At 39.3% G+C, this 17438-nt stretch carries 13 protein-coding genes and 1 pseudogene; 7 read left to right on the top strand and 7 right to left on the bottom strand.

Going from position 1 to position 17438, the window contains the following annotated elements:
* The first annotated feature begins 172 nt into the window (after nucleotides 1-172).
* The gene (locus AC504W_RS08870) at nucleotides 173-5911 is read left to right on the top strand and encodes an alpha-2-macroglobulin family protein (RefSeq protein ID WP_494877421.1); all 5739 of its coding nucleotides are present in this window, start codon (nucleotides 173-175) and stop codon (nucleotides 5909-5911) included.
* Nucleotides 5912-6016: 105 nt separating this feature from the next.
* Nucleotides 6017-6586 carry a thermonuclease family protein gene (locus AC504W_RS08865; RefSeq protein ID WP_494877419.1) on the top strand — a complete coding sequence of 190 codons (570 nt, stop codon included), beginning with the start codon at nucleotides 6017-6019 and terminating at the stop codon, nucleotides 6584-6586.
* A 156-nt stretch (nucleotides 6587-6742) separates the two neighbouring features.
* Here AC504W_RS08865 and AC504W_RS08860 read toward each other — a convergent pair whose 3' ends face one another.
* Nucleotides 6743-7303, bottom strand: coding sequence for a methylmalonic aciduria and homocystinuria type D protein (locus AC504W_RS08860; protein ID WP_494877417.1), 561 nt, complete (start codon nucleotides 7301-7303; stop codon nucleotides 6743-6745).
* 757 nt (nucleotides 7304-8060) lie between these two features.
* Here AC504W_RS08860 and AC504W_RS08855 point away from each other — a divergent pair.
* Nucleotides 8061-8657: a hypothetical protein gene (locus AC504W_RS08855; protein WP_494877416.1), complete on the top strand. Its 597-nt coding sequence runs from the start codon at nucleotides 8061-8063 to the stop codon at nucleotides 8655-8657.
* Nucleotides 8658-8755: 98 nt separating this feature from the next.
* On the opposite strand, the gene AC504W_RS08850 is transcribed toward AC504W_RS08855, so the two are convergent.
* Nucleotides 8756-9016, bottom strand: coding sequence for a DUF6464 family protein (locus AC504W_RS08850; RefSeq protein ID WP_494877415.1), 261 nt, complete (start codon nucleotides 9014-9016; stop codon nucleotides 8756-8758).
* 311 nt (nucleotides 9017-9327) lie between these two features.
* Between AC504W_RS08850 and AC504W_RS08845 the strand changes: the two genes are divergently transcribed.
* Nucleotides 9328-9696 carry a cyclic nucleotide-binding domain-containing protein gene (locus AC504W_RS08845; RefSeq protein WP_494878611.1) on the top strand — a complete coding sequence of 123 codons (369 nt, stop codon included), beginning with the start codon at nucleotides 9328-9330 and terminating at the stop codon, nucleotides 9694-9696.
* Nucleotides 9697-9828: 132 nt separating this feature from the next.
* Here AC504W_RS08845 and AC504W_RS08840 read toward each other — a convergent pair whose 3' ends face one another.
* The 5 genes from AC504W_RS08840 to AC504W_RS08820 form a co-directional block, all read right to left on the bottom strand.
* Nucleotides 9829-10689 carry a CheR family methyltransferase gene (locus tag AC504W_RS08840; RefSeq protein ID WP_494877413.1) on the bottom strand — a complete coding sequence of 287 codons (861 nt, stop codon included), beginning with the start codon at nucleotides 10687-10689 and terminating at the stop codon, nucleotides 9829-9831.
* Nucleotides 10689-11759, bottom strand: a complete 1071-nt coding sequence (locus AC504W_RS08835; protein ID WP_494877411.1) for a protein-glutamate methylesterase/protein-glutamine glutaminase — start codon at nucleotides 11757-11759, stop codon at nucleotides 10689-10691. Before AC504W_RS08835 ends, AC504W_RS08840 begins: the two co-directional genes overlap by 1 nt.
* 132 nt (nucleotides 11760-11891) lie before the next feature.
* Nucleotides 11892-13196, bottom strand: a complete 1305-nt coding sequence (locus tag AC504W_RS08830) for a methyl-accepting chemotaxis protein (RefSeq protein ID WP_494877410.1) — start codon at nucleotides 13194-13196, stop codon at nucleotides 11892-11894.
* Between the two features lie 12 nt (nucleotides 13197-13208).
* Nucleotides 13209-13661 carry a chemotaxis protein CheW gene (locus tag AC504W_RS08825; RefSeq protein WP_494877408.1) on the bottom strand — a complete coding sequence of 151 codons (453 nt, stop codon included), beginning with the start codon at nucleotides 13659-13661 and terminating at the stop codon, nucleotides 13209-13211.
* Nucleotides 13654-15825, bottom strand: coding sequence for a chemotaxis protein CheA (locus tag AC504W_RS08820; protein ID WP_494877407.1), 2172 nt, complete (start codon nucleotides 15823-15825; stop codon nucleotides 13654-13656). Before AC504W_RS08820 ends, AC504W_RS08825 begins: the two co-directional genes overlap by 8 nt.
* A gap of 141 nt (nucleotides 15826-15966) precedes the next feature.
* Between AC504W_RS08820 and AC504W_RS08815 the strand changes: the two are divergent.
* From AC504W_RS08815 to AC504W_RS08805, 3 genes and pseudogenes are all read left to right on the top strand, one after another.
* Nucleotides 15967-16023 (top strand): annotated as a pseudogene (locus AC504W_RS08815) (IS1 family transposase); the annotation flags it as partial.
* 430 nt (nucleotides 16024-16453) lie between these two features.
* Nucleotides 16454-16819, top strand: a complete 366-nt coding sequence (locus AC504W_RS08810) for a response regulator (RefSeq protein WP_015111408.1) — start codon at nucleotides 16454-16456, stop codon at nucleotides 16817-16819.
* A 7-nt stretch (nucleotides 16820-16826) separates the two neighbouring features.
* Nucleotides 16827-17432, top strand: a complete 606-nt coding sequence (locus tag AC504W_RS08805) for a chemotaxis protein CheC (protein WP_494877405.1) — start codon at nucleotides 16827-16829, stop codon at nucleotides 17430-17432.
* The last annotated feature ends 6 nt before the right edge of the window (nucleotides 17433-17438 follow it).

The following is a 17438-nucleotide window of genomic DNA, read 5'->3' as shown; positions in this document are numbered from 1 at the left end:
GATTATTTCCAAGACTTAACAATCTCTATCAATATAAATTAAGAATTGTAGTGATTTTTGGAAATAACTACACTAAATTGGTTATCCATTGTATACCGAGTTCCTCTTTATTTTCTTCTCTGTGTAACTTTGCGTTTACCTCAGCGTACCTCTGCGTTTATTTTTATAAAACATGATTATAAAAATCATCCTCCAATTATTTATTACTCTCACATTTATATTAAGCATTAGCGGCTGTAGTTTACTAGGTGTATCCTCCAATAAAGAACCATTACCCGCCGTTTCTCCTCTCACGCCACCAAAGTTACCAGACTGGATTGAACAAATTAGCCCTATTGGTGATACTACACCTTTAAATCAAATTCGCATCCGTTTTAAGGAAGCATTAATTCCTGTTGAAAACCTTGACAGCCCAGAACAACAAAATTTATTACAAAAATTTGCTTTATGGCCACCTTTACCCGGTCAATTTCGCTTTTTAACACCGCGTATGGTAGGCTTTCAAGCAGATAAAGCACTACCGCAGGCTACAAGATTTCAAGTTACCCTAAAAGCAGGTTTAGCAGATTTAAAAAATCACAAGTTAAATCAAGATTTGGCTTGGACATTTAACACTGAACCTATCAAGTTGACTGATTTACCTGGTGTAAATCCTGTAGAAAAGGCTGAGATTCAACCTATAGATTTAAAACAAAAGCTGCAATTTACCTCAAATGTCGAATTAAATTTAGCTTCCTTACAAGAACATCTTAAACTTGTACCGGAAGGAAAAAATAAAGATATCAGTTTTAATGCAGAGTTGGCGAAAGAAGAAAAACCAACCGAAGGTGAAGACCCGTTACAAAAGTTTGACCCTTCAATGCGTAATTGGGTTTATAATCTGATCCCGCAGCAAAGTTTAGAAAAAGCGGCTAACTACCGTCTGGTATTTTCTCCCGGCATATTACCAAATTACGGTAACTTACCAACAGATAAAGAGTCGGTGAGTAAGTTGGCGACTTATTCACCTTTAGAATTTAAAACCATCAACTTTTACGGACAGCCTGATGTTAATGGTACTTATGGCAGGTTTGTTAAAGGTAGTCCGCAGTTAGAGTTTAATAATATATTACTGGCAGATTCTATTAAAGATAATATCAAAGTTGACCCAGCACCAAAAGATATCGCTCGACTGTTCCAAGTTCCAGAGGAATCTTATGTGGTGACGCTTAATCCCTACGCTTTAGAACCTGCGACTAATTATAAAATTACTATTGGGACAAATATTAAAGATAAATTTGGTCAGACTTTAAATAAACCCGTCACCCTACAATATAATACTGGCGATTTAGCGGGTGATATTTGGGTTTCCTCAGATTTACATATCTTTCCATCAAATCAAAATTTACAGTTAAATATTAGTACAGTTAATTTACCAGAGTCTAAATATAAAGCTGCTTATCATGTAGTTCAACCTAGTGATTTAGTTTATTTTAATAGTGCTAGCCCTAAAGGTAATGACAACGAGTTATTACCCCAGCTAAATTCATGGCAAAGCTTTAAGGTAAATACTAAGAAAAATCAACTTGTTGATATTAATATTCCTTTACGAGAAAAGCTGGGTAGTCCGACAGGGATGTTAGCCTATGGAGTCCAAGCACGAACAAATAAATATCAAGATAATGGCAAAGAATTGTGGCGAGAACCTGTAACTTATGGTTTAGTTCAATTAACAAATTTGGGTGTATTTAGTCAATGGTTTCCTGACTCTGGTTTAATTCGGGTGCATCATTTGAGTGATGGTTCACCTGCGAAGGGTGCATCTGTGGAAGTTTATCAATCACAGTTAGAGGAAAAATATCCTAGTAATGCTGTAGCTTGTGCAACAGGGAAAACTGATGATAATGGAACTTTAAGACTGCAAGTTGATAATTTACAGCAGTGTTTTATAGATAATCAAAGATTTACTAAATCACCACAATTATTAGTAATTGCGCGAGAAAACCAAGATTGGGCTTTTGCGAGAACTGAAGAATATAGCGGTTCTTTTGGTTATGGTATTGATGCAGGTTGGCAAGAAGCTAAAGCAGAATCACGGGGTGTAATTTTTTCTGATAGAGACTTATATCAACCAGGGGAAAAAGCTTGGTTTACTGGTTTTACTGACTATTTACAAAATGGGACTCTTCAGCAAGATAAAAATGCGATTTATCAATTAACTTTGGTTAATCCAGACGGACATAAGACACAATTAGGTGGCAAAAATACAAACGAGTTTGGGACTTTTTCTTTAGAATTACCCATTCAGAAAACTCAAGCTTTGGGCTACTATACAATTCAGGGTAAAGGTAAGGAAGGGCAAGAAATTTCTGGTGAGTTTCGGGTGGCTGAATTTAAACCACCTAATTTTAAAGTTGAACTCAATTTAGATAAAGAGTTTGCCCTAACTAACGATAAAGTGGAAGCGAAAGCCGCTAGTAATTATTTATTTGGTGCGCCTGTGGAAGCTGGCGAAGCCAAATATTTTGTCACGCGCCAACAAACTAATTTTATCCCTAAAGGTTGGGAAGAATTTAGTTTTGGTAGACAATGGTTTTGGCCGGAAGAAAGTCCATCTTTAACCAGTGATGTTTTGCAAACCAGTGACAAGTTAGATGCAAGTGGTAAAACTAGTCAAACTGTGACGGTGGCGAAAGATTTACCTTACCCAATGACTTATCAAGTAGATGTGCAAGTTGCGGATGTTTCTAATTTATCTGTGGCTGCTTCTCAAAAGTTTACGGCTTTACCTAGTAACCGTTTGATTGGGTTAAAAAGTAATTTCATCGCTGATGCTGGTAAGGCTTTACCTGTTGAAATAATAGTGACTGAACCTACAGGAAAATCAATCACAGGTCAACGGCTGCATTTAGAATTACAACAGATGAAATATAGTAGCGTGACGCAGTTAGTCGAAGGTAGCCACACTGCTAAAAATCAAGTTGAATATAAAACAGTTGGACAAGCAGAGATTACATCTGCGGAAAATCCTCAAATATTAACCTTGACACCAAAAGAGTCAGGTTCTTATCGCATTCGTGCCAATTTTAGCGATACAAAAGAGGAATTAAGTGCAACAGATTTACAAATTTGGGCAACAGGCGAAACTTCAGTTTACTGGAGTTCGGAAGATGGCGATCGCCTAGAAGTTAAACTAGATAAAAAAGAGTATAATCCTGGGGAAACTGCCACAGCTTTAATTCAATCTCCTTACCCTGAAGCGGAATTATATTTCGCGGTAATTAAAGACAAACCAATTTATCAACAAGTCACAAAAGTTAAGGGAGGCGCACCCCAAATTCAGTTTCAAGTTACACCAGAAATGTTACCTAATGCAGCAGTTGAAGCTGTATTAGTCAGACAAGGCGCACCTCTCAACCAAGTGGAACCAGGAAGTTTAGATAAACTTGTGAAAATTGGGTTTACACCTTTTAAAGTCAACTTGCAAGATAAATATTTAAAAGTGCAAGTGACACCCTTGCAAGCATCTTTAGAACCCGGTGCAGAACAAACAATACAACTAGAACTAAAAGACAACCAAAATAACCCCACCCCTGGACAATTTACTGTCATGGTGGTGAATGAAGCGGTGTTGCAACTATCTGGTTATCGTCCACCAAACTTGGTAGATACAGTATATGCAGAACAGCAAATATCTACCCGTTTCAGCGATAATCGTCCTGATGTGGTGATACAACCCCAAGATATCGCCAAACCCAAAGGCTGGGGTTATGGCGGTGGTTTTTCTGTGGGTGCAGCAAATACCCGCGTCCGCACAGATTTTCAGGCGTTGGCTTATTACAATGGTTCTGTATTAGCTGATGCGAGTGGTAAGGCGCAGATAACCTTTAAGTTACCTGATGATTTCACAACATGGCGGGTGATGGCTGTCGCTACTGATGGAAACTTGCGCTTTGGTAATGCTGACGCGACATTTATCACCACCAAACCACTGCTCACTAATGCCATCTTGCCACAGTTTGTCCGTCCAGGCGATCGCATCTTCGCCGGTTTATCCGTCACCAACACCACCGGGAATAACGGAAACCTCTCAATTAACGGTGAACTTAGCGGTACAGTCAAGTTTGCCGAAAATAACCCCACCACGACTTCATTGCAAACCAATGCCGAACCAGCCACCAAAGCTTATCGCTTCCCCATGATTGCAGGTGGCGTTGGCGAAAGTAAAGTCAGATTTACCACCCAACTAAATAATACAGCTGATGCTTTTGAATTGCCTTTAGAAGTCAAGCCACTAGAAATTACCGAACAAGTTGTAGAAGCTGGGGTAACAGAAAAACAAGTTAAAATTCCCCTGAATGTTGATAAAAATGTCTACCCCGAAGCTGGCGGTTTAGATATTCAATTGGCGAGTACATTAATACCCGAAATTAAAGCACCCGCTAAACAAGTTTTAGATGATGATGATTTACCCTTTGCAGAACCAGCCGCCAGTCAATTAATTATTGCTGCTAACCTGCAAACTTTAGGTAAAAAATACAGTCAATCATTTGCAGAATTTAATCCTAGCCAAAAAGCAAACCAAGCCATTACGCAACTGCAAAAATTACAGATAGCCGATGGTGGTTTTGCTGCTTATCCAGGACAAGAAAAATCAGACCCTTGGGTTTCTGCATACTCGGCGGAATCTTTAGTAAAAGCTAATCAAGCATTTCCTGGTTTTATCGATTCTGCAACACTAACGCGCTTGAAAAATTATCTACAAAAGGTAGTAGCAAACCCAGGACAGTATGATTTTTGTAAACAACAAATTTGTAAACATCAACTGCAATTAAATGCCTTAATCGCCTTATCAGAATTAGGTGATAAAAGCAATAGCTTCTTAGGAGATATTTATCAACAACGCAATAACTTCGATATAATTACCCAAATCAAACTAACGCGGTATTTATCACAATTCCCAGAATGGCAAGATGAATCTCAACAAATGCTGAACCAGTTACAACAAAATATCTATGAAACTGGTCGCACCGCCGTAATTAGTTTACCTCAAAGTTGGGGATGGATGAATTCATCTACCACAGCCCAAGCACAGGCTTTAAGATTATTTATTGCCAAACAAAGTAAACCGGAAGTCATCGATAAATTATTCCAAAGTTTATTAAGATTACGCCGTGATGGCACATGGCAAACTAACTATGATAATGCTCAAGCTTTAACAGCATTAGTAGAATATAGTCAACTCCAACCCACACCACCAAATTTTGCTACTACAGTTAAATTAGCTGGTCAAAAGTTAGGTGAAAATCGCTTTAATGGTTACAAAAATCCTAACTTGCAGCTAAATGTAGCAATGGATAAATTACCCCGTGGTCGCCATGATTTGATATTACAAAAGTCAGGAAAAGGCAGATTACATTATTTAGTTGCCTATAATTATCGCTTGCAAGGCAATCAACCAGGCAGATTTAATGGGTTACGAGTCACCAGAGAAATTAGTAAAGTTGGTGAAGAAAAAGTTCTGCAAAAAACAGGAATGTATGCTTTGGATAAACCATTAACTGTAGATAGTGGGCAAGTATTTGATATTGGTTTAGAAATAATCACAGATCATCCTGTAGACCATATAGTAATTAAAGACCCATTACCAGCAGGATTTGAAGCCGTAGACCAAAGTTTTCAAACTGCAACAGCCGCACTGCAAGCTAAAGCCGATAGTTGGCAACTTGGTTATCGCAATATTTACCGCGATCGCATTATCGCCTACGCCGACCACCTCGAACCAGGAGTTTATAGCCTACATTACTTAGTCCGTTCTGTAACTCCCGGCACATATACATGGCCTGGCGCGGAAGCGCATCTGCAATATGCACCAGAAGAGTTTGGGCGTTCGGCTGATTCTACAATTGTGCTTAACGCAGAGGTGCGCTGAGGTAAACGCAGCGAAAAGTTGCGTGCGGGGGTTCCCCCCGTTGAGCAAACTTTTCAAGACAAAGTTACGCGGAGTCTTTTTATTTAACAAGTTAGATGAAATAGAATGCAGAAACTGACAAAACAACTAGTAACTTGGCTAAGTGCAACCATCATAGTTGTAGGTGTAGCAGGTTGTGATAAATTTTTTGGTGCTTCTGGAGATTTGGTTGAACGAGTTAGCGATGGTGATACTTTAGCAATTAAAGATGCTAAAGGTAATAAATTTAATGTGCGTTTTGCTTGTGTAGATGCGCCAGAAGTACCTCATTCGCAAAAAGAAAGGAACAGTAGCCGCGTTAGCGATCGCAATCAATTTAACTGGGGTGAAAAAGCACAAGCACGCTTACAGCAACTCGTAAAACAATCAGGCGATCGCGTAATTCTGAATATCACAGATACTGATCGCTATCAAAGAAAAGTGGCTGAAGTCCGTTTAAAAGATGGTACGTTTGTCCAAGAAGTCTTATTAAGAGAAGGTTTAGCTAAGGTATATCGTCCTTATCTCAATAAATGTCCCAGTAAAGATTTAGTTCAACAAGCTGAAACAAAAGCACAGCAACAAAAACTAGGAGTTTGGAGTGATAGCAAATTTACCAACCCTTGGGAGTTTCGGAGTGCTAATAAGAATAAATAACTTATATTTTATAGCGGTAGTCAGATATGTTAGGACAGTTTGAAAGCTTGAATGCAAGGTATAGTAAGACTTTTCCTCCTGCCTTCTGCCTCCTCCCTTCTGCTATATCTGTAAACTTTAGCCTCACCACATTAGTAGCTCATAATAACTATTCTTTCAGACTTCTATTCGTTCTTCCCATCCATGCTTACCTGCGACTTCTTTCGTGACAAATTCGATGAGTGCTGGGGGTGCGATTGATATTAAAACACTAGGATAAACTGCTGTACCCCAAACAGGATGAACTAGCATACAGCATTTATTTTTAATGACTGGATAGCCAAGTAAGGCTTTCACTACAGCTGTATCATTATGGGGCATAGCACCAGGACGGGACAGTAACGGATAGCCAGTACGCGGATCAATTAAGTCTGCGAGATAGCCGCGATCGCGCAGATCAAAAGCCACGTCACAGCCGAACCGCATAAACTTTTGTCGTAAGCGTTGTTTCTCTGACTCAATTTCTGTTGTGCTTTTGACTAAATAATGTTGCGATCGCTGCAAGACAATTACCACCCAAAATAAAGGTTGTTGTTTCCAATCTGGTAATATGTGTTCGCAGTTGGCACAGATATATTGGCTAGGTGCATGAATGGAAATTTGCACCGCTTGTCCCATATCACCAACTAAATTTATGGGACTCCTTTGTTCCGAAATGTCAACGCTGGGGTAGTTCACTACATTGATTCGGTTTTTTACAAGTTGTTAATTTATTCCTTGCGATCGATAATAACTCTTAAAACTTTCTAAAAACCATCAATTTTTCCTCAGCAGTAAGATTTTGTTGCAAATTATGTATGTGGATGCTAAATTTTTAATCCAATTTTTATCATTTATTAACCTTACTTAAAACTCTGCACCAGATGTCAAGGGTTAGAATTTTCTGGCTGGGTTGTGTAGTAAGTTTATCTGTACTACTTTGAATCTCTAGACTCAAAATTCCTGCTTAATACTTGGTTGTGAAATTTTGGATTGCAACAGTGGACAAGGTTAAAACCCCTTTTCTGGTTTCCTGTTGTGTACTGTCTGAGTAACCAGTTCATTCCCCAGAGGATTTCCAACTGATGATTTTTTTGGAGAAGTTGTCCAAACAATTAAGTCAGGACAACTTCTGGTACACCCCTTGCACAATACAAACAATATCAGTATTCACCACAATTTGTTTGCCAAATTGGCAAAAATTAAAAATGTAGTGCGTAAGTAGGTCTGAACCTGATGATTATTGGTGTTAGCAACTCAGGAAAATTCTTAATTTTAGACGCAGTTCTCTTAAGTCAGGAAAGCCGCACACGCGAGTGTCTGTTCCTGACGGCTGAATCTTACGTTGCTAATTGTCATAATAGAAGCAGTTACTTGATTGCGTCTAAATAGTTAAATTTACTTGATTGCGTAAATCCTAGCTCTCAGAAATCAACTAAACTCAGTGAGGCTACTCATGAATACTGATCAGCAACTCAACATTAATTTACGTGAAGAACTTGAAGTAGCTAGAAGACAGTTAAAATATGACCAAAAAGGTGGAATTGCAGCCTTAGATAAGATTTACCGCCAAGGTAGAGTCCCAAATCCCACTTTAAACGGTCGCTACTGGGGTGAGTTTCTGACCGCTAATTTCCATCCAGTTTTAGATAGTTGGTTAGATATTATCACTAAAATGTGGCTGCCTTGGGAAGGTAAAACCTTTGATGCTAATACCAATATGGGAGATAATATTTTTACCAATGATGGCTTATTACTAGGACGCATCATCTGGCCTTTTTATAATGGTTATATTGCAGATAGTCGAGGTCGAACACTGGCTTTCAAATTCCAAACATCGCGGGACAAATGTTTATTAGAGCCAGATATTGAAGTTTTGCGCTTGAATTTTGATTTACCTGATAATCCTCAATTCTTGATTCGTGACTTGGTAGACCAATTAGTCCAGATTGATGAGGATTTTTATCTAGGAAAAGCGGTACTCAAACATCCTGATGGCGGTCGGTTTTGCGCTGCTTACTTTACCCTAAAATCTGGATTAGTTACTGATTAATTCTATCGGTCAATATAGCACCCTCATTTGATTTCAAGAATCGTATGAGGGTAGAGAAACATCAATAAAGTTGGCTTGGCAAAGCCTACATTAGCTAATTACGAATTATATTCCCATTCTTCATATTCCACAAAATAAATACATTGACCACACACTTCAGTCGGATTCACAGCACATTGAATATAAGGCGATCGCGCATTAAATAAGCAATCATTCTTTGGCAAAAAATTCTGAGTTTTACGGCTTTGATTTGGTTCTCTAACCTGCATCCGGGGTGTGGCGATCGCTGATACGATTCCCAGTAAATACCAAACTGTAGTGCAAAAAGCCATTAACACAAAATCAGACACACGTCCCATATTCAACACCTAGCTAAAATCTTGACTTGCAAATGATTTTAGCGATATTAAAAGATTTCTTCATCCGTCATTAGCAATTCGTCTTTAGTCAAGAAAAACAGTTAATAATGAGCAAAAAAGGCTAAAAATACCTAAACCACCAGTATCCAAAGTAATAGATATCCAAAACTTATAAAATAAATTATTCACTATTATATTTAGCAGGAAACTCATTAACATCTATTGAGCTTGTTGCGACAATATCAAAATAAAGTAGTATAATTCATTGGTTTATTTTATCGCTCACACATGATTTTGGTGTTGCTCTAATGTTGTTAAATCCAGTCATTACAATTAACATATTTCAAAAACAAGCTAACCCTCTAATATATGCAGCAGATCAAATCATCTTTGAAGAAGGACAGCCAGGTGATTTTATGTTTGGCATTATTGAGGGAGAAATAAATATATTAGTAAACAATAAAGTTGTCGAGACAATTACGTCTGGCGATGTTTTTGGTACAGGAGTACTTGTAGGTATCAAAAATCGGACTTATACAGCGATCGCCAAAACAAAATGCCAACTTGTTTCCCTAGATGAAAGACGATTTCTCTTCGCTGTTCAGGAAACACCGATGTTTGCACTGCATGTAATCAAAAATTATTCAGAGCGTTTGTCGCGTTTGCAACACATGGTTTAGATGTATAGCAAGTCAAAGGGGACAGGTGACAGGTGACAGGATAAAAACCTTTTAGTGTCTATCTCTGAATCACCTTGGCTATTGCTATAGCTTGACTACAAGCGCAACCGAGATACGAGACTTAATTAATGCTCACTTTCTCGGTGCGATATCTGAAGTGACTGGACGCAATCGATAGAAAATACTCTTGTCAAATTGCACTCGCTCAAATGATTCATGAAGATTAATTGTAGTTTCTCCACTACCCAGAAATAAGTAACCATCTGGGTTTAATTGCTGTTTCACTTTGGTGAGTAAATCTTTCTTAGTAGCTATATCAAAATAAATTAACACATTGCGAAGAAAAATAATATCAATATTAGGTAAAAATGACCAAGAATCAACAAGATTTATTTGTTGAAAGTCTATTATTTGACGAATTTCCTCGTGAATTTGCCATTCATTATTTAATAATTTAAAATACCTTTCGCGCAAATTTTTAGGTAGACCACGCTTAATTTCTAATTGGTTATAACGCCCTTCCTTGGCACGAGCTAAAACTTTACTAGAAAAGTCACTAGCAATAATTTTTAAAGACCAATTAGCCAATAGCGGAAAATGCTCACGAATCAGCATAGCAATACTATAAGGTTCTTGTCCATGAGAACAGGCAGCGCACCAGATATTGAGAGATCGCTCAATGCGTCGTTTTTTAATCAACTCTGGCAGAACCAGTTGTTTCAATGCTTCAAAAGGATATGTATCCCGAAAAAATGAAGTTTCGTTAGTAACTAATGCCTCAATTGTTTGAATATGCAAATTATTCAATGGTTGATGCCGCAGGTAAGCAATTAAATTCGTAATTGTGGTGAATCCTGCGGCTTCAGCAATGGGCTGCAAATATAACTCTGCCAAATAAGTTTTATCACTATCTAACACTACTGCTGAATGCTGATAAACTAATTGCCGCAAATAGTCAAAATCCGAAGTAGTAATAACCATTGTCTGTTTCATTACAGACCCGACCTTTGAACAGGATGGATGCGCTGCATAATTTCACCTGCCATTTGCTCAAGGGGAACAATCCGATCTGCTAGTCCGGCATTGACGACAAAACCAGGCATTCCCCAGACTACACTACTAGATTCGTCTTGTGCCAATACTTGTCCGCCAACTTCTCGGATACATTGACAGCCATGCAATCCATCTTGACCCATACCCGTAAGAATCACCGCGATCGCCCCTGCACCATAAACTTGAGCTACTGAACGCAACAGTACATCCACGGAAGGGCGACAAGAATTTTCTGGGGGTGCTTGATGAACAGCTAGGCACACCTGATTTCCTTCACGCTGCACAATCAGATGAAAATCCCCCGGTGCTAACCACGCTTTTCCCGCTTTTAAGGGAACTCCTGCAACTGCTTCCTCTACAGGAATTTGACACTTAGAAGATAATCTTTCGGCGAGTAGCTTTGTAAACATCGGCGGCATGTGTTGCACAATCAGAATAGGAACAGAAAAATCACCGGGGATTTCACTCAGCAGTGTAGCGAGAGCGTTCGGCCCCCCAGTAGAAACCCCAATGGCGACCACATCAACTGGTGCTGTTTTTTTCGGGGTAGGAAGAACAACAGCATTGGCGATCATCGCATTTAAGGACGAAAACGCCGGAATTCCTGCACCAAATAATTTAATTTTGGGAATTAATTCTTGGCGGATATGTTGGTTAGCAGCCTCTACACTCCCCAGATTACTCGGTTTTGTGGCGTAATCTGAAGCACCTAAAGAGAGAGCTTCTATGGTAGCAGTTGCGCCAGCGCGGGTAGATGTACTGAACATAATCACCGGCAGGTGTGGATAAATTGGTCTGAGGGCGGCCAAAGTTTCCAAACCGTTCATTTCTGGCATTTCCACATCTAAGAGGACAACATCAGGATTGACTTGTGGAATTTTGGCTAAGGCAATGCGACCATTGGCGGCAACTCCGACTACCTCTAGTTGCGGATCGCTGGATAAAATCTTACTGACACGACTGCGAACCAACACCGCATCATCCACAACTAATACCCGAATTTTTGGCATGGTCAAGTTTCAAGCACAAGAATTTAATGTTTCACGCAGAGGAGGCAGCGCGTTCGTTGTAGCAACTGCCGTCAAAGTGTCCGTCGCGCGGAGAGTAGACAAAGTTTTCTACTCCTGGCTACCAACTCTCTATCAATACTTAAACTGCGTAACAACCTTTTGCAAATCTACAGCCATCCGGGCTAATTCCGCAGCTGCGGCTGAGGTATTACTGGCTCCAATGGTGGTAGTTTGAGCATTTAGGGCGACAATGCCAATACTTTTGGCAATATCTGTGGTACCTTGGGCAGCTTCGGCTATATTTCGGGCAATTTCATTTGTGGTTGCGGTTTGTTCTTCGACAGCGCTGGCGATGGTGCTTTGCAGGTCGTTAATTTGGTTGATGATGTCAGTAATTTGGCTAATGGCAGCCATTGCACCTTGAGTATCAGTTTGAATCGCTTCAATGCGTTGACTAATATCTTCAGTGGCGTTGGCTGTTTGCTTGGCTAATTCTTTAACTTCATTGGCGACGACAGCAAATCCTCTCCCTGCGTCACCGGCTCTAGCGGCTTCAATGGTGGCGTTGAGTGCGAGTAAGTTTGTTTGTTGGGCAATGGATGTAATAACTTTAATGACTTTGCCAATTTCTGAGCTACTTTGACCGAGCTTATCTATTGTCTCATTAGTGCGATCGGCCGTTTTGACAGCTTGATTTGCGACTTTCGCCCCTTCTGCCACAGTTTTAGCAATTTCTCGAATGCTGGCGTTCATTTCTTCGACAGCTGTGACAACTGTGATGCTATTTTGATTGACTTGTTCTGCTGAAGCTGAGGCGGAATTTGCCTGTTCGGAAGTTTGTTTGGCATTTTCTGTCATTTCTTTGCTGACTGCGGTGAGTTCTTCCGCTGAAGATGCAACTGCTGTGGCGACATCTGCCATTTGTCTGATAGAAGACCGCAGACGGCTAATCATCTGATTAGCATTATCGGTCAGTTGTTTAAATTCTCCGGCGTTATCGGCTTCGATGTGCTGAGACAAATTTCCTTGAGCAACAACTAGGGTAACTTCTCGAATACTTTTAATCTGCTCTGAGATATTTGCAGACATTTGATTGACGTTGTTGAGTAATTCTTGCCAAGAGCCTTTAGCACCTTTGACCACGGCTTGAGAACCTAAATTTCCCTCTGTACCAATTTCCGAAGCGATACGAGCCACTTCGTTGTTGACATTTTGGTTCAAACTCACCCATTCATTAAAAACTGTGGCAATTTCACTTAAACCATTATCCTCAACTGCTAAACGAACGGTAAAATCACCATTTTTGGCGGCTTTTAATGCTGCTAATAAAGGTTTTAGTTGAATGTCTGTTGTATTTTGATTGTTTTTGGTTGTTTCTGCACCATTTTCTGTGGGAGATTGAGAGTTAGCTGTTTTCCCAGACCTATTTGTAGCCATTGTCAATAACTCCTAAATGACTTTAACGTTGAGAATTTTTTCAGTGTCAACAACTAACAAAAATCCTTCTGCAATTGGGTAAGCTCCCGCCAGTATCTGACGCATTCTACCTTTTAGAGTTGCGGGTGGAGGTTGAAAGGTGTTTTCGGGAAATTCTAAAACATCTCCAACATCATCAACAAGTAAACTGACTACTTCATGATGATCAGAACATACAACGATATTAAACCCCTGAGGTGCTTCTAGCTCAGTGTTTTGCCTAGCTGACTCACCCATATCTAATCGCTGCTGTAAATCGATGACAGTAATAATTTGGCCGCGCAAGTTAATTAATCCACAAATATCTGGCGGTGTTAAAGGTACACGAGTTATGGCTTGGGGACGAATCACTTCTTGAACTTGCCGCACATCAATGCCAAAGTAAATTTTATTTAACCAAAAAGTGCAGAGTTGTTGTTCAGCCACGATCGCTCACTTGCAACAAATAAGGGTTAGCAATCTCAATCACAGCCTCAACATCCAATATTTCTGTGATTTGCCCTTGAATTACAGCACAAAACAAAACTCCTGGTCTACTAGGTATACCTTTAATTGTCAGTGGTTCTTCTACAATATCAAGAATGCGCTCCACTACTAAACCCACACTGAGTTCTGCGTTGGGAGAGACAATCACTAATTGTAGTGTCTCGGTTTGCTGACTAGGCTGTGTATCGCCAGGAAAGATGTTTTTTAGGTCAATTAAAGGCAAAATTCTGCCAGAAGACCGCACAACATCTTGATTACCTACTTTTTCAACAGCAGAACGCTGAATTTCTTCTAACCGAAAAGCGATCGCTATAGGAATCCCCATCAATGCGCCTTGAGTTCCTTGAAACAGTAAAATTAACTGACGCTCTTCTAGTTCTGTGGTGATATTTGCACCAGAAATATTCGCCAACAGTTGTTGTTTTTCAGGCATTCCCGCCTGTTTTGCCAAATTTACAGCATCGATAATCAATGCTACTCTGCCATCGCCCATAATTGTGGCTCCCGCAAATAGAGATAGGGCTTTTAATTGTTTTCCTAAAGGTTTGACAACGATATCTTCAATGTCTTCAACTGCATCGACAACCAGCCCAAATTGGTAGTTGTCGGCTTGGATAACTACTAGGGTAATTTGAGAGTGAGAAGTGGGGAGTGAGTTGGACGGGTGTAGGACTTGGTTGAGGTAAATCAAGGGGATGAGATTTCCTCGCAGGGGATATACGGGTACATCGTAAAATATTTCAATTTGCTGGTGTGCTTGTTCTGGCTCTAAGCGGACTAATTCTTTGAGGCTGGCTTGGGGAATGGCATAGCGATCGCCATTACTGTTCACAATTAAGGCTGGGATAATTGTTAATGTCAGGGGAATTTTCAGTTTAAAGATGGTTCCTGTTCCCGGCTGACTATCAATTTCAATGCTGCCGTTAATTTTATCAATATTACTTTTGACAATATCCATCCCCACACCCCGCCCAGAAAGGTTTGTCACTTGTTGGGAGGTGGAAAATCCTGGTAAAAAAATTAAGTTTATAGCTTCTGCATCACTCATCGTTTCTATTTGTGCAGAATTCACTAAACCTAGTTGCTGCGCCCGCATTTTGAGTTGTGCTGGAGATAAACCGCGTCCATCGTCACCTATTTCAATGTTGACTTTGCTATTTTCATAAAAGGCTTGCAAAAATATCTTTCCTGTGGTTTGTTTCCCAGCAGCACTGCGCTCGGTTGGCAATTCAATGCCATGATCAATACAGTTGCGGACTAAATGAGTTAAGGGATCTTTAATCGCTTCAATAATACTTTTATCGACTTCTGTCTCTGCACCTTGCATTTCTACTGCAACTTGTTTACCATGTGCGATCGCTAAATCTCGAATTACTCGCGGGAATTTTTGCCAAATAGTACTGATTGGTTGCAATCGAGTTTTCATCACTCCTTCTTGCAACTGAGATGTAATCAAGTTTAGGCGTTGACAAGTCGCCCTAAAGCTACTATTCTGATGTTTCTGGGAAAATACCATCACTTGATTCCGGCTTAAAACCAGTTCACCTACTAGGTTCATCATCTGATCTAGCAAACTCACATTCACGCGAATATAAGCTGATTCTGAGCTTGTGATTGTGGCTTCTGTCAGTTCAGCAAGTTGGGGTGCTGGGAATGATTGCAATACACTAACTACTTCTTGAGTTTGTTCTAATTTCGCTAAAGCATGAATAAGTGTAGAGTAGTCATCACTACCCTCATGTTTTGTGGTTTTAATCTGAAATAGCAGCTGACGGATGCTATCTACTGCTTGCAGTAAGGTGCTGATAATTTGTGGTGTGACTGTAAAGTTGCGATCGCTGTTAACCAATGATTGCTTTGCACTATCACGCAAACTTGAAATTAAACTCTCTCCCGCATGAGCTAGTGACTCTAACTTGGGAAATGGCAAAAATCCACAGTTCCCTTTAAGTGTATGGAGCGAGCGATAAATCCGATCTAAAGCTTCTCGATTGACAGATGCTTTCTCAAGCTCAATGATGTCCCTTTCAATTTCTGATAAACTCTCATTGCTTTCCAAGAGAAATGCTTCTATATCATCGTTGTCAATGTCTGTGAACTCCATTAGATTTATCGGCTATAAATTTATATCTTTTGTCTTAATTTTAATATTTTTAAAACCAACAGATATATTTCTCTAGAAAGATGTTCACAGTAGTTAATGCTGAAAAGATAATGATTATCCCTAATGACCAAAATGTGAGAAATGCAATGTCCTCGTTGCCATTCAACTCAAGTTTTTAAGAATGGTCGTCGTAAAAACCGACAATGCTACAAATGTAAACAGTGTAGCCGCCAGTTTCTCGAATCTTACCATTCTTGGAGCTATTCAAACGATATCAAGCAACTTTGCTTGAAAATGTATTTTAAAGGTATGAGCCTACGGGAAATTGAACGCGTTACAGACATTCACCATACCACCGTCTTACATTGGCTACGGCAAGCCCAGTCAACTAGAGATCATATTGCCAAAACCTAATCAGTTTGACAAAACTATCCCAAAAGTAGCATTATAGTTTCAGCGGTATATATATTTTGAGAGGATGTTGCTTTTGTTGAAAAAATATAAAATTAAATTATATATAAATTAAATTTAATTTCGATATTCTGCGTTTTATTTAACAACATTTATAGACGAAATCACCAATCTAAAATAAGTAAATATCACCAAATAAATTTTTAGGGTTGACCTGATGAGCTTAGTGTTAATTATTGACGATGCAGCCTTTTCGCGGAGAATGATTCGCAAGTTTCTGCAAGCCGATGGTTATGAAATATTAGAAGCAACTAATGGGCGTGAAGGATTAGAAATAGTTCACAAACATCAGCCTAATTGCGTATTGGCTGATTTACTTATGCCAGATATGAATGGATTTGAATTTCTCCAAGCTTTACAAGATGAAGGGTTAAAAATTCCCACAATCATCATTTCGGCAGATATTCAAGAAGGCGCACGTAATCAAAGCTATAACTTAGGAGCAGTTAACTTTATCAATAAACCACCAAAAGAACAACAATTGCGCGAAGTGGTTCAGCAAGCTATAAATACAAAGGAATAAACATCCTATGAATGTGACAGTAGATCAACTAGATGCTTTACAAGAATTAATTAATATTGGAGTTGGTCGAGCCGCCAGTCTACTGAATGAAATGGTAGATTCTCACATTCGTTTAGAAATTCCCTTTGTCAAAGTCTTGACTGCTACACAAGCTTATCAAGAATTAGCAAACCGATTTCATGATGCTAGTTTATCATCTGTCAAGTTGAATTTTACAGGCTCTTTTTACGGGACTGCGGGATTAATTTTTCCGACAGAAAGTGCATCAACATTAGTGGCAGTTCTGACTGGAGAAGAGGCAGGTTCGGCTGATTTAGATGCAGTGAAAATTGGCACTCTGAGCGAAATAGGTAATATTGTAATTAATGGAGTAATGGGTTCAATTAGTAATGTATTAAAACAACGCATGAATTACACAATACCTGTGTATTTAGAAGATAAAATTGAGAATTTATTATTATCTGATAATGCCAATAATACAACTAAAATATTACTAGCACAAGCACGGTTTGCTATTGAACAATTAGAATTGATTGGGGATATTATTTTAATTTTTGAAGTAGGGACATTTGATGCTTTAATTAAAGCAATTAACAAAGAGATTGCTGTGTAAAACTTT

The sequence above is a fragment of the Nostoc sp. C96 genome (assembly GCF_059384975.1).
Note: the sequence above shows the minus strand (reverse complement) of the source record. Positions and strands in the feature narration are given on the sequence as shown.

Bases quoted from the DNA above. Each gene is read 5' to 3' on its own strand.
- AC504W_RS08830 (WP_494877410.1), bottom strand. From the start codon at position 13,196: ATGGCTACAAATAGGTCTGGGAAAACAGCTAACTCTCAATCTCCCACA.
- AC504W_RS08805 (WP_494877405.1), top strand. From the start codon at position 16,827: ATGAATGTGACAGTAGATCAACTAGATGCTTTACAAGAATTAATTAAT.
- AC504W_RS08835 (WP_494877411.1), bottom strand. From the start codon at position 11,759: ATGCCAAAAATTCGGGTATTAGTTGTGGATGATGCGGTGTTGGTTCGC.
- AC504W_RS08870 (WP_494877421.1), top strand. From the start codon at position 173: ATGATTATAAAAATCATCCTCCAATTATTTATTACTCTCACATTTATA.
- AC504W_RS08840 (WP_494877413.1), bottom strand. From the start codon at position 10,689: ATGAAACAGACAATGGTTATTACTACTTCGGATTTTGACTATTTGCGG.
- AC504W_RS08855 (WP_494877416.1), top strand. From the start codon at position 8,061: ATGAATACTGATCAGCAACTCAACATTAATTTACGTGAAGAACTTGAA.
- AC504W_RS08865 (WP_494877419.1), top strand. From the start codon at position 6,017: ATGCAGAAACTGACAAAACAACTAGTAACTTGGCTAAGTGCAACCATC.
- AC504W_RS08850 (WP_494877415.1), bottom strand. From the start codon at position 9,016: ATGGGACGTGTGTCTGATTTTGTGTTAATGGCTTTTTGCACTACAGTT.
- AC504W_RS08820 (WP_494877407.1), bottom strand. From the start codon at position 15,825: ATGGAGTTCACAGACATTGACAACGATGATATAGAAGCATTTCTCTTG.
- AC504W_RS08810 (WP_015111408.1), top strand. From the start codon at position 16,454: ATGAGCTTAGTGTTAATTATTGACGATGCAGCCTTTTCGCGGAGAATG.